At 72.3% G+C, this 13,476-nt stretch carries 9 protein-coding genes; 6 read left to right on the top strand and 3 right to left on the bottom strand.

The features are described from left to right. Positions 1-138: 138 nt before the first annotated feature. The 5 genes from H4696_RS03555 (at position 139) to H4696_RS03535 (ending at position 9,416) form a co-directional block, all read left to right on the top strand. Positions 139-5,610, top strand: a complete 5,472-nt coding sequence (locus H4696_RS03555; protein ID WP_192782042.1) for an ATP-binding protein — start codon at positions 139-141, stop codon at positions 5,608-5,610. A 124-nt stretch (positions 5,611-5,734) separates the two neighbouring features. Beyond that, complete coding sequence (locus tag H4696_RS03550) at positions 5,735-6,040, top strand: hypothetical protein (protein ID WP_086858168.1); 306 nt, start codon at positions 5,735-5,737, stop codon at positions 6,038-6,040. Then, a complete protein-coding gene (locus H4696_RS03545; protein ID WP_192782041.1) occupies positions 6,040-7,284 on the top strand; it encodes a hypothetical protein in 1,245 nt (414 codons plus the stop codon). Before H4696_RS03550 ends, H4696_RS03545 begins: the two co-directional genes overlap by 1 nt. Positions 7,285-7,298: 14 nt before the next feature. After that, a complete protein-coding gene (locus H4696_RS03540) occupies positions 7,299-7,970 on the top strand; it encodes an ESX secretion-associated protein EspG (RefSeq protein ID WP_192782040.1) in 672 nt (223 codons plus the stop codon). A gap of 126 nt (positions 7,971-8,096) precedes the next feature. Then, positions 8,097-9,416: a M14 family zinc carboxypeptidase gene (locus tag H4696_RS03535; protein WP_086865447.1), complete on the top strand. Its 1,320-nt coding sequence runs from the start codon at positions 8,097-8,099 to the stop codon at positions 9,414-9,416. Position 9,417: 1 nt separating this feature from the next. On the opposite strand, the gene H4696_RS03530 is transcribed toward H4696_RS03535, so the two are convergent. The 3 genes from H4696_RS03530 to H4696_RS03520 form a co-directional block, all read right to left on the bottom strand. Beyond that, positions 9,418-10,455 (bottom strand): class I SAM-dependent methyltransferase, encoded by a 1,038-nt coding sequence (locus tag H4696_RS03530; protein WP_192782039.1) that lies wholly within the window; start codon positions 10,453-10,455, stop codon positions 9,418-9,420. 64 nt (positions 10,456-10,519) lie between these two features. After that, positions 10,520-11,383 carry a PadR family transcriptional regulator gene (locus H4696_RS03525; RefSeq protein ID WP_225955581.1) on the bottom strand — a complete coding sequence of 288 codons (864 nt, stop codon included), beginning with the start codon at positions 11,381-11,383 and terminating at the stop codon, positions 10,520-10,522. 150 nt (positions 11,384-11,533) lie between these two features. Continuing rightward, positions 11,534-11,752 carry a hypothetical protein gene (locus H4696_RS03520; protein WP_143265528.1) on the bottom strand — a complete coding sequence of 73 codons (219 nt, stop codon included), beginning with the start codon at positions 11,750-11,752 and terminating at the stop codon, positions 11,534-11,536. Between the two features lie 204 nt (positions 11,753-11,956). Here H4696_RS03520 and H4696_RS03515 point away from each other — a divergent pair, with 204 nt between their 5' ends. Further along, the gene (locus tag H4696_RS03515) at positions 11,957-13,450 is read left to right on the top strand and encodes an exo-alpha-sialidase (RefSeq protein WP_192782038.1); all 1,494 of its coding nucleotides are present in this window, start codon (positions 11,957-11,959) and stop codon (positions 13,448-13,450) included. The last annotated feature ends 26 nt before the right edge of the window (positions 13,451-13,476 follow it).

Raw genomic sequence — 13,476 nt, 5'->3', positions numbered from 1 at the left:
CAACGCAGCCGCCTCGGCATGCGCCATGGCGGACATTGGTCTACCCCGCGGTAATCCAGCAGGGTGTAGACAGGTGCAGGCGACGCTCCAGGACAGGTGCGTCGCCTTCTGTGCGTGGGTACTTGGGAGGCTCAGCCGGTGTTCAGTCGTGTCGCCATCGTCAACCGCGGAGAGGCCGCGATGCGGCTCATCCACGCCGTCCGGGATCTGTCGGCGGAAACCGGGACGCGGATCGAGACGGTCGCCCTCTACACCGACGCGGACCGCACTGCCACCTTCGTCCGTGAGGCCGATCTGGCCTACGACCTCGGTCCGGCGTCGGCGCGTCCCTACCTCGACCTGGCCAAGCTCGAGCAGGCGCTCGTCGAGACGAAGGCCGACGCCGCGTGGGTCGGCTGGGGCTTCGTCGCCGAGGACCCGGCGTTCGCCGAACTGTGCGAAAAGGTCGGTGTCACCTTCGTCGGGCCCAGTGCCGACGCGATGCGCAAGCTCGGGGACAAGATCGGCGCGAAGCTGATCGCCGAAGAGGTCGGCGTGCCGGTCGCGCCGTGGAGCCGCGGCGAGGTCGCGACGCTCGAAGCCGCGCTGGAGGCCGGCGACCGGATCGGCTACCCCCTGATGCTCAAGGCCACCGCCGGCGGCGGCGGGCGCGGCATCCGCATGGTGGCCTCCGGCGAAGACCTCGCCGACGCCTACGAGCGCACCAGCCAGGAAGCCCTGCGCGCGTTCGGCTCCGGCGTCGTGTTCCTGGAGCGCCTGGTCACCGGCGCCCGGCACGTCGAGGTCCAGGTGATCTCCGACGGCGAGACGGCGTGGGCGCTCGGCGTCCGTGACTGCTCGGTGCAGCGCCGCAACCAGAAGATCATCGAAGAGTCCGCCTCCCCCGTCCTCGCGCCGGAGCAGACCGCCGAATTGAAGACGTCGGCGGAGCGGCTCGCGGTCGCGGTCGGCTACCGCGGCGCGTGCACCGTCGAGTTCCTGTACCACCCGGGCGAGAAGCTGTTCGCCTTCCTCGAGGTCAACACCCGCCTGCAGGTCGAGCACCCGATCACCGAGATCACCACCGGCACCGACCTGGTCAAGCTGCAGCTGCACGTCGCGGGCGGCGGCAAGCTCGAAGGCACCCAGCCCGCCGAGCTCGGCCACGCGATCGAAGCCCGGCTCAACGCCGAAGACCCCGACCGCGACTTCGCGCCCTCCCCCGGCCGCATCGCGCGGCTCGCCCTGCCCGCCGGCCCCGGCATCCGCGTCGACACCGGCGTCAGCGAAGGCGACACCATCCCGGCCGACTTCGACTCGATGATCGCCAAGATCATCGCCTACGGCCGCGACCGCGACGAGGCGCTCGGCCGCCTGCGCCGCGCCATGGCCGAGACGACCGTCATCATCGAAGGCGGCGCCACCAACAAGAGCTTCGTGCTCGACCTGCTCGACCAGCCCGAGGTGATCGACGCCAGCGCCGACACCGGCTGGATCGACCGTGTCCGCGCCGAAGGCCGCCTGGTCACCCACCGGCACTCCGCGATCGCGCTCGCCGCGGCCGCCATCGAGGCCTACCAGGACGAGGAAGAGGTCTCCGTCCAGCGGCTGCTCTCGACCGCGCACGGCGGCCGCCCGCAGGTGCAGCACGAAAGCAGCCGCCCGCTCGACCTCAAGCTCCGCGGCGTCGGCTACCGCGTCAGCGTCGCGCGCGCCGGGCGGAAGCGCTTCCGCGTCGGTGTCTCGGCGGGCACGTCGGACGTGCACCACGCCGAGGTCGAGATCGACCGCTTCGACGCACACAGCGGCCAGATCCTGGTCAACGGGCGGCGGTTCCGCCTGGTTTCGGCCACCCACGGCCCGATCCACCTGGTCGAGGTCGACGGCATCACCCACCGCATCAGCCGCGACGAGGGCGGCGTCGTCCGCTCCCCGGCGCCCGCGCTGGTCGTCGCGACCCCGCTGGCGGTCGGCGACGAGGTCGAGGCGAACGCGCCGATCCTCGTGCTGGAGAGCATGAAAATGGAGACGGTGCTGCGCGCGCCGTTCCGCGCCCGGGTCCGCGAATGCCCGGTGTCCGTCGGCAGCCAGGTCGAAACCGGCGCGCCCCTGATGCGCCTGGAGCCGCTGTCCGACGGCGCCGAGGACGAGGCGGCCGAAGAGACCGAGACCGTCGAGATCGAGCTCCCGACCGTGCCGGACGGCGTGTCCGCGGCCAAGCGCGTCGAACGCGGCCTGCAGGACCTCAAGAGCCTGCTGCTCGGCTTCGACGTCGACCCGGCCGAGCGCAAGCGGCTCGTCGCGGCCTACCTGGAAGCGCGCACCGAACTGGGCAACCGCCCGGTCGAAGGCGAGCTGGACCTGCTCACCGTCTTCGCCGACCTGTCCGAGCTGAGCCGCAACACCCCCGGCGGCGAGCTCGACGCCGAGTCGAACGGCGCCGTGCACAGCTCGCGCGAGTTCTTCCACAGCTACCTGCAGAGCCTCGACGTCGAACGCGCCGGCGTCACCGAAGGCTTCCAGGCCCGGCTGCGCCAGGTGCTCGCGCACTACGGCGTCGCGGACCTCGACCGCACGCCGGAGCTGGAGGCCGCGGTCTTCCGGATCTTCCTGGCGCAGCAGCGGATGGCGGCCGACGTCGCCGTCGTTTCGGAGCTGCTGCGGCAGTGGCTGACCGGCGCGCCGCCGGTGGAGTCGCTGAGCGAGCGCGCCGGGCTGACCCTGGAGCACCTCGTCGAGGCCACGCAGGTGCGTTTCCCCGCGGTGTCCGACCTCGCCCGCGGTGTCGTGTTCCGCTGGTTCGCCCAGCCGCTGCTGCGCCGGCACCGCGCCGAGGTGTACGCCGCCGTCCGCACCGAGCTGCGGTACCTCGACCAGCACCCGGACGCACCGGACCGCGCCGACCGGATCCAGGCGATGATCACCGGCTCCCAGCCCCTCGTCCGGCTGGTCGGCCAGCGGATCGGGCGCCCGGGCCGCGACCACGCGCCGCTGCTGGAAGTGCTGACCCGCCGCTACTACGGCAACCGGCGGCTGTCCGGGGTCGAGGTGCGCGACGCCGGCGGCTCCCGGTGGCTGACCGCCCGGCTGGACACCGCCGACGGCGTGCTGCCGCTGGTCACCACCGCCGTCGACATCTCCGCGCTGCCCGAAGCCCTCGGCGCGCTCGGCGAGGTGGCCACCGAAGGCGCGGTCGCCGACCTGTACCTGCGCTGGGAGGACCAGCCGGACGTCGACGCGGCCGCCGCGCGGCTCGGCGCGCTGCTGGCCGAGCACCCGGTGCCCGCGAGCGTGCGGCGGGTCGTCGTCACCGTGGCCGGCACCGGCGGCGCGGTGATGCACCACCACTTCACGTTCGAGCGCGACGGCGAGACGTTCGCCGAAGACCGGCTGATCCGCGGCCTGCACCCGCAGATCGCGCAGCGCCTGCAGCTGCAGCGCCTGCGCGAGTTCGACCTCACGCGGCTGCCGTCGGCGGACGAGGAGATCTACCTCTTCAAGGCCGTGGCGAAGACCAACCCGGCCGACGAGCGGCTGATCGCGATGGGCCAGGTCCGCGACCTGACGCCGCTGCGCGAGGCCGACGGCCGCCTGGTCGCGCTGCCCGCGCTCGAGGACGCGGTCACCGCCTGCCTCGACGCGATCCGGAACATCCAGGCGCAGCGGCCGCAGAACAAGCGGTTCGACACCAACCGGATCATGATGTACGTCTGGCCGCCGACCGAGCTCACCACCGACGAGCTGAACACGCTGGTCCAGCGCATCCTGCCGACGTCGGTGGGCGCCGGGCTGGAGGAGGTCCAGTTCCTGGCGCGGCGGCGCACGGACGCGGGCAGGCTGACCGAGCTCGCCGTCCGGATCACCTTCGACCCCGGCCACGGCGCGCGGCTGCACGTCGACCACCCGTCGACCGAGCCGGTGAAGCCGCTGGACGAGTACCGCCTGAAGGTGCTGCGGGCGGCGCGGCGCGGGACGGTGTACCCGTACGAGCTGACCGACCTGCTCGCCGGTCCCGGCGGCACGTTCACCGAGCACGACCTCGACGAGGGCGGCGCGCTGGTCCCGGTGGACCGGCCGAAGGGCAAGAACACCGCCGCGCTCGTGGCGGGCGTCGTCTCGACCCCGACCGAGCGGCACCCCGAAGGCGTCACGCGGGTCGTGCTCCTCGGCGACCCGACGAAGTCGCTGGGCGCGCTGTCGGAGCCGGAGTGCTCGCGCGTCATCGCGGCGCTCGACCTGGCCGAGCGGATGCGCGTCCCGCTGGAGTGGCTCGCGCTGTCGTCCGGTGCGCGGATCTCGATGTCCTCGGGCACCGAGAACATGGACTGGGTCGCCGCGGCGCTCAAGCGGATCGTCACGTTCACCCAGGACGGCGGCGAGATCAACATCGTGGTCAACGGCATCAACGTCGGCGCCCAGCCGTACTGGAACGCCGAAGCGACGATGCTCATGCACACCAAGGGCATCCTGGTGATGACGCCGGACTCGGCGATGGTGCTCACCGGCAAGCAGGCGCTGGACTTCTCCGGCGGCGTGTCGGCCGAGGACAACTTCGGCATCGGCGGCTACGACCGCGTGATGGGCCCGAACGGCCAGGCGCAGTACTGGGCGCCGAACCTGCCTGCCGCGCGCGAAGTCCTGATGGCGCACTACGAGCACACCTACATCGCGCCGGGCGAGTCCGGGCCGCGGAAGGTGGCCACCAGCGACCCGGTCGGCCGCGACGTTTCGTCGTTCCCGCACGCCGTCGTCGGCAGCGACTTCACGACCGTCGGCGAGATCTTCTCGGCCGAGCACAACCCGGACCGCAAGAAGCCGTTCGACATCCGCACGGTGATGCGCGCGCTGTCCGACCAGGACCACCCGGTGCTGGAGCGCTGGGCGGGCATGGCGGACGCGGACACCTCGGCGGTGCAGGACGTGCACATCGGCGGCCGCCCGGTCTGCCTGATCGGCATCGAGTCGCGGTCGGTGCCGCGCCGCGGCTTCCCGCCCACCGACGGCCCGGACACCTACACCGCGGGCACGCTGTTCCCGCGCTCGTCGAAGAAGACGGCCCGCGCGATCAACGCGGCGTCGGGCAACCGGCCGCTGGTGGTGCTGGCGAACCTGTCGGGCTTCGACGGCTCGCCGGAGTCCCTGCGCAAGCTGCAGCTGGAGTACGGCGCGGAAATCGGCCGGGCGATCGTCAACTTCGAGGGCCCGATCGTGTTCACCGTGATTTCGCGGTACCACGGCGGCGCGTTCGTGGTGTTCTCCAAGACGCTCAACCCGAACATGACGGTGCTGGCCCTCGAGGGTTCGTTCGCGTCGGTGCTCGGCGGCGCCCCGGCGGCCGCGGTGGTGTTCGCCGGCGAAGTGAACAACCGCACGGCGAACGACCCGCGGGTGACCGAGCTGCAGGCCCAGGTCGGGGCGGCCGGCGGCGCGGCCCGCGCGGCGCTCAACGCCCAGCTGGCCGAGCTCCAGTCGTCAGTGCGCGCGGAGAAGGTCAGCGAAGTGGCCGCGGAGTTCGACCGCGTCCACAGCATCCAGCGCGCGGTCGAGGTCGGCTCGGTGGACGCGATCATCTCGGCGGCCGAGCTGCGGCCGCGGATCATCGAGGCCATCGAGCACGGACTGAAGAAGTAGCTCTTCCCGCCGAAACCGGGGCCGGTCACCGGCCCCGGTTTTCGCGTTCTCCGGCCGTAACGGGCCGGGCGGGCCCCGCGACTGTCCACTTGCGGCTTTCACCGCGAGCCGGAGAGGGGACCCGTTGACGCACACCGACTTCGCGCTGGACCCTGACGAGTTGCGGGTGCTCCTCGAGCGGCTCGAGACCGCGAACGACCGCTTGACCGAGGCGTCGGCGGACACCGACCTGCTGCTCGCCTCGCGCTCCCCGGCCGGCGATCCGGCCAGCGAGGCCTACACCGCGCGCCTCGGCATGCTGTTCGCCGCCGACCGCGACCACCTGCGGCGCCGCATCGCGTTCCTGCACGAGCTGGTCGCGAAGGTCGGCGCGTCGGCCGGGCGGCTGCGCGAGCAGGACGCCACCGCGGCCGGCGACCTGGCCGGCTGATGCTGTTCCCCTGGTCGAACCCCCGGGTACGGGCCGCGGCCGACCGCGCCGGGCCGGCGTCCGTGCACACGACCGAAGCCGCCGAGCGGTGGTCCGCGGGCTTGGCGCACCAGGACGTCGAGGCGCGGGTCGTTTCGCTGGAGGACCTCGTGGACCTGGTGCACCGCGGCCCCGGCACCGGCTGGGCCGACGCGGCCGAGGCGGCCCAGCGCGTGGCGATGGCACACCGCGAAGTGGCCGACCTGCTGCATTCGGTCCTCAACCGCCTCGGCTCGGCGTGGCGCGGGGAGGCGGCCGACGCCGCCGGCGCGACCACCCGCGCGTTCGGGGGCGCGCTCGACACGACCGAAGCGAGGTACGTCCGCAACGGCTTGAACATCACCGAAGCGGACCACCACTACCGGCGGCTCCACGCCGAGCTGGCGGATCTGGGGCCGCGTCCGGAGAAGAGCCTGTGGGACCACGTCACGCCGTGGGACACCGACACCGAGAAGGCGATCACCGCGTACAACGCGAACGCGGCGCGGTATCTGGAGCACTATCACGCCTATGCCGCCCAGCTGGACGGCCAGGCCCGCGCCTTGAGGTACGACGACGGCGACCCCGCCGCCGACGGTGGCCGCTCCAGCCTTCCGCCCGCCGACGGTGACCGCACCGGCATTCCGGCCACCGATCGCCCCGTCGGCATTCCGGCCGCCGCCGGCGGCTACGGCGCCGACGGCTGGGCCCAGCCGCACTCCGGCTACCCCGCGACGACCGCTGCCGGGCCCGAGGGTTCCCCGGCACCCACCGGTCCGCCCGCCCCTCCAGCGGCGGCGCCCGCCCTGGCATCGGGGCCACCGTTCGGCACCGATCCGGCCGGACCCGGCGCGACGAGCACGACCGGCTTCGTCCCCGCCGAGCCCCCGGGCTGGTCGCCCGGCACGACGGCACCGGCTCCCCCACCCGCCGGATCGGCGACGGGCACCGTCCCACCAGGCCTCACCGGCACCTTCCACGCCACTCCCGCAGGCCCCGGCAACCCCCGCGGCATCCCGCCGGCCCCCGGCAACGCCCGCGGCGGAGCACCGGGCGCGTCCCCCGCCACCAGCGGCTCCAGCCGACGTTCGCGCCGCGACGGCGACGGGGTGCACGAACGCAAGTACGTCCTCGACGACGGCTCCCTCTTCACCGACGAAGAGCGGTACGGCTGGGTCGACCCGGCCACCGGGCAGACCACCGTCGACCCCACCATCGGTGCCTGACCGGGGAGAACCGCATGCCCGTCTTCGACGAACCCGTCGTCCTGCCCCGGCCGGCGTTCCTCACCGCCTGGCGCCTGCTGGACCTCGGCGAACCACCCGCGGCACTCGGCACCGGCCACCACCACTGGGTCCGCGAAGACGCCGCGGCCGAGCTGGAGCAGCGCACGATGAGCACGCTCACCCGCCTCGGGCTCGCGCGCAACGACCGCCTCAACGGGCTCTGGCGCACGTCCCTGCGCACCCTCGCGCACGCCGACCACGAGTTCTACTCCTGGACGACGCGCCGCGACGGCGGGCACGGCGCGGTCCTGGTCGCGGCGCGCGGCGAGGACGCGATCCGGCTGGTCGCCGACGACGTGGCGGTGCTCGTCGAACCCGTGCGCCCCATCCGGCTCGCGACCAGCCTCCTCGACGGCCTGCCCGAGCTCGACGGCGCCGACGTCCCGGACCGGGTGCAGCCTGCGGACGCCGAACCGCTGCACGAACCGCGCGAAGCGGTCCACCAGCTCTACACCGCGCGGCGCCACCGCGGGGTCCGGATCCGCTCGAACCCGGCCACCTTGCTCGACCTCGACCGCGGCCGCGTGCTGACGTACCCGGCCGGCGAGGACGCCGTCGTGGTGGCGCCGGGCACCCCGCGGCTGATCATCGCCCTGCTGAACGAGACGCACGCCGGGCTGGCCTGAGCGCGCCCGGTTTCGCGACTTTCGGGGGTGTGCCGGGTTTGCCCGCACCGACACACTGTGCGTGCCGGTGCGGTGACCAAGGGTTCCCGCCGGACCTCCATCCGTGCGGCGTGAGGAGATCCCCAGATGGCGTCAAGGTCCCTGTCCCGGCTCGCCCTCGCGGCGACCGGCGTCCTGCTCACCACCCTGCTCGGGGGCACCGCCACCGCGCAGCCGGCGGACACGCCGGTCTTCTGGCGCGTGTCGGCCACGGCCGCCCAGGCGCAGGCGCTGACCGAAGCCGGCTTCGACGTCGAAGAAGGCGACGCGGGTGCCGTGTACGTCGTCGGTGGCCAGGGCGTCGCGAACCAACTGCGGGCGCGGGGCTACCGGCCGTCGTTCTTCGACACCGTCTACAAGGAACTCCCCGCCGAGACGAACAAGCTGGCGGCCGACACCTACTACGGCGGGTACCGGACGGTCACCGCGCACGAGAACCACCTCGCGCAGGTCGCTTCCGCGCACCCGGACCTGGCCACGAAGTACACGATCGGCCAGTCGTGGAAGAAGACCAAGGGCCAGGGCGGTCACGACGTCCAGGCGCTCTGCCTGACGAAGAAGCAGGCCGGCGACTGCACGCTGTCGACGACGTCGCCGAAGCCGAAGTTCTTCCTGATGGCCCAGATCCACGCGCGCGAGCTGTCCACCGGCGAGCTCGCCTGGCGCTGGATCGACTACCTCGCCGACGGCTACGCCACCGACGCCACCGCGAAGTCCATTTTGGACACCACCGAGGTGTGGGTGGTGCCGATCGCCAACCCCGACGGCGTCGACATCGTCGCCTCCGGCGGCAACTCGCCCAAGCTGCAGCGCAAGAACGCCGACAACTCGCGGGGAAGCTGCACGGGCACGAACATCGGCATCGACCTCAACCGCAACTCCACGTTCAAGTGGGGCGGCGACTCCAACTCCGCCTGCTCGGAGACCTACCAGGGCGTGAGCGCGGGTTCCGAGCCGGAGACGCAGGCGCTGGAGAAGCTGGCCCGCGCGATCTTCCCGGACCAGCGCGGCACCGGGAACAACGACCCCGCGCCGGCCACCGCCAAGGGCACGATGATCACGCTGCACAGCTACGGCAACGACATCATCATCCCGTGGGGCTTCACCCAGGACACCTCGCCGAACGACGCGCAGTACCGCAAGCTCGGCGCGAAGTACGCGGCGTCCAACGGCTACCTCGTCGGCACCAACGAGGAAACCGTCGGCTACGACACGACCGGCACCACCGACGACTTCACCTACGGCGAACTCGGCGTCGCCAGCGTGACGTTCGAGGTCGGCAGCTCGAGCGGCACCTGCGGTGGCTTCCTGCCGAAGTACACCTGCGTCGACAGCACGTTCTGGCCGAAGAACAAGGGCGCGCTGATCACGGCCGCGAAGGCCGCGGCGGCGCCGTACCAGCAGTAGTTCAAGGCCGGCAGGCGTAAACGCAGTTCTGCGGACGCGGGGACCCGAGCACTTCGACGTGCCGGAACCCCGCGTCCGCGAGCATTTCGCGGGCTTTTTCGGTGCCCCACATGGCGCCCAGCGCGGCGCCGCCTTCGGCCAGCGACGTCGTCGTGCAGTACATCAGGCTGATCGAGTAGCACAGCGCGGCGAGCGGGTTGCCGACGTTCTTGGCGACGTCGCTGGAGAAGTTCGTGTCCACCATGAAGAAGAGGCCGTCCGGCGCCAATGCGCCGCGGATCCGCCGCAGCACGACGTCCGGCCGGTCCTGGTCGTGCACGGCGTCGAAGGCGGTGATCACGTCGTACGGCGGATCGGCGGTGAGCTCGGCGGCGTCCCCGACGGCGAACTCGGCGTTCGGCAGGTCCGCGGTGAGCTCCCAGGCCTGCTCGACGACCCCGGGGTTGATGTCGATCCCGGTGAACCGCGACGCGGGAAACGCCCGCGCGGCAACGGCGATGGCGTTGCCGGTGCCGCAGCCGAGGTCGAGCACCCGTGCCCCGGCGGTGAGCCGCTCGTTGAGGCCGGGGACCGCGCCGAAGAAGCCGTCGACGAGGTGTTCGCGGTAGATGTGCTTCCAGCTGTCGCCGGTTTTCGCGCCGAGGGTCTCGAGGTAGGGCCCATACGCCTCGCGCGGGACGCCGCCGCCCTCGGCGAACGCGCGTTCCAGGTCGGGAAGGATGCCGGTGAACGCGCTGAGGGTGAGCAGGGACGGCATCAGGTTCGATGCCGTTTCGCCGAGGAGGAACTTCGCGTGCTCGGGCGGGAAGGTGTACTCGCCGGCTTCGTGAGTGAAGATGCCGCCGGTGACCATGGCCCCGAGCCACTCGCGGACGTAACGCTCTTGGAGCCCGGCCCGCTCGGCCAGCCCGGCACTGGTGGCGGGCCCACGCGCGGCGGCCGCGAAGAGCCCGGTGCGGTGGCCGACGCCGATCAGCATGGTGAGCGCGCTGCCGGTCATGGTCGCCGTCAGGTGGGCGGCGAAGTCCTTTTCCTCCATGGGAGGTGAGCTTACCCGCACGGCCGAAGTGTCCGATGTGGACAATCCGGCCGTGCGGGTGACGTCAGGCTTCCTCGTCCTCGAGGCCCGCGTCGGCCAGTACCGCGTACACCCGGCGCCGGGCGTCGGCGAGGATCTTCTTCACCTCGGCCACCTGGGCCTCGGTGCCGCTGTGCCCCACCTGGGCGGCCGCGCCCGACAGCTCGCCCAAGGCGTGCCAGAGCGTCGCGAAGCGATCGGCGTTGGGCTCCTCCTCGGGCTCGGCCCACAGCTCGGCGAACTCCACCTCCCGCCCGGCGACGTGCTCGCGGCCCGCGTCGGTCAGCTCGGCGACGCGGCGGCCTGCCGTCTCGACCGTGTGGACCAGGCCTTCGTCCTCCAGCTGCTGCAGGATCGGGTACACCGAGCCGGGGCTGGGCCGCCACCGCTCGTTCGTGCGGCGGCGGATCTCCTGCATCAGCTGGTAGCCGTGCATCGGCTCCTCGGCGAGCAGCGCCAGCACGGCCGGACGCACCGGACGCGCCGGGGGCCGCCCGCCGCGGAACTCCCGGACCCGCTGCCACGGGCCGCCACCGCCCCAGCCACCCGGGCCGCCGAACGAGCCGGGGCCACCTGGGAACCCGGGAAAGCCCGGCGGCTGCGGCGGCTGGGGCGGGAACCCGCCCGGCGGACCCCCGCGCGCCAGTTCCGGCCCACCGTCCCAGTCCTCGTGCCCCGGCACTCCGTGCGGACCCGGCCCGTGTCCCGGCATCCCGTGCGGACCCGGTCCGTGCCCCGGTCCGCCGTGACCGCCCGGCTCGTGGCCGTGCAAGCCGGGTCCGCCGTGCACCCCGGGCCCGTGGCCGGGCAGCCCGTGGAGCCCCGGCTCGTGGCCCAGCCCGCCCGGTTCGCGGCCGAACAAGCCGTGCAGACCCGGCTCACCGTGCATCCCGTGACCGTGACCCGGCCCGTGTCCGAAGTGCCCCCCGCCGAACCCGGCGAAGATCCGTCCCGCTCCCGCAGACATCTCCATGCGATCTCCTCGTGTAGTCGTATCGCCGACATTCACACGATATATCGCCGTTGGATCGCCAGCAACCTACTCGAGGTAGTAACCAGCCTCCAAGTCCGCCACCAGCCCCAACGCCCGCGCCCCGGACGGGCCGCTGATCGCGGCGGGCCAGCTGGTCTCGATCGTCCCGGCGGGCGTGCGGTTCAGCCGCCTCCGCCCCGACGTGACGACGGTGCCGCTCGTCGGCGTCGACCCGTGCCAGGTGGTGATGGCCACCCGCGCCGGCGACCGCAACCGCTTGGTCACGGCGGCGTGCAAAACCCTCGAAGCCCATTTGACCGGTCCGGAAGCCGCGGCCCTGCGGCTCCCGGCGACCTGATCCGCGTTCACCAGGATTTTCCCTCCCGGCCATGAATAGTTCGTTATACGCCGGGTTGTACGGGTCTTGTACGGACCGCGCCGACGCTACCGCCGAGACGTAGGACGTAGAACGAACCCGTAGGGAGAACCGTGAACCTCACCCGGATCGCCAGAGGCCTCCTGGCCGGGCTGCTGGGGTGCGCCGCCGTGGCCGTCCCCGCGGCCATCGGCACCGCCACCGCGCAGGCCGACGTCAGCAGCACCTTGGTGTTCAACAAGAACACCGAAGGCCACGACTGCTACCGCATCCCGACCGTCGTCAAGGCGAACAACGGCGACCTGCTCGCCTTCGCCGAGGGCCGCAACGGCGGCGCCAGCTTCTGCAACGACCTCGGCGAAATCGACCTCGTCATGAAGCGCTCCACCGACGGCGGCAAGACGTGGAGCGCGCTGCAGACGGTCATCAAGGCCAACGGCGACACCAAGGGCAACCCGGCGCCGATCGTCATCCCGGGCAGCAACCGGATCGTGCTGCTGTCCACCATGCAGTGCTACACCAACCCTTCGTGCGGCCGCGTCCCGCGCGTGTCGATCAGCGAGGACAACGGCAAGACGTGGGGCGCGCCGCGCGTGCTGACCACGGAGCTCGGGTTCGCGAGCGCCCCGGGCTGGCTCGCCACCGGGCCGTCGCACGGGATCGTGCTCACCCGCGGCGCGCACGCCGGGCGGCTCGTCGCCGGGGTCAGCTGGACGATCAGCGGCAAGAACACCGGCGCGCTGGTCTACAGCGACGACCAGGGCGGCACGTGGCACCGCGGCGCGACCGACTCGCCGACCACCGCCATCAACCCGCAGGAAATCAGCGTCACCGAGCTGCTCGACGGCCGGGTCTACGCCGCCGCGCGCAACCAGGCCAACGACGACGACAAGTGCCTGGAGGGCGGCACGCGCAACCGCGCCTTCGCGATCAGCTCGGACGGCGGCGCGAGCTTCAGTTCCAAGTTCGCCTTCGCCACCGATCTCGTCGCGCCGACCGTCCAGGGCTCGACGGCGCGGATGAGCGCCTCCGACACCGGCGGCAAGTACAACCGGGTGGTGTTCGCCGCACCGTCCACTTGCGACCGTCGCAAGGAGCTGCGGGTGCACTCGTCGTTCGACGAGGGCGCGAACTGGACCGGCACCGCGGGCAGCCTGCTCGTGTGGGGCCAGGACGCGGCGTACTCCGACATGGTGCAGCTGTCCCAGGCGTCGGTCGGCGTGCTGTTCGAAGCCGGTCCGGAGTTCCACGCCAACGACACGATCCGCTTCGCCACGGTGTCCGACGCCGCGCTGGGCGCCCCGGCCTGCGGACTCGGTTACGGCGTCATCGATTCGGCGCCGCTCGGCACGGCGGGCACGGCTTACCTGTCGTACAACTCCGCCACCGGAAAGAACTGCGTCAGCGCGATGAAGAGCGCCAGCGCCGGGACGGCCACGCAGACCTCGGCCTACCTGGAGGTCCAAGGCTCGACGCGGCTCACCGACTCGGGCGCGTTCTCCTACTTCGCCGGCCCGGTCTCCGCCGCGGCGGCGGACAAGTGCGTGAAGTGGGGCGGCGCGGCCGACGGCCAGGCCTACAACAGCGAGTTCGAACACTGCGGCTGACGCGGAACGAGGGGACCCGCCACCTG

Source organism: Amycolatopsis lexingtonensis (genome assembly GCF_014873755.1).
Lineage (GTDB): Bacteria > Actinomycetota > Actinomycetes > Mycobacteriales > Pseudonocardiaceae > Amycolatopsis > Amycolatopsis lexingtonensis.
Note: the sequence above shows the minus strand (reverse complement) of the source record. Positions and strands in the feature narration are given on the sequence as shown.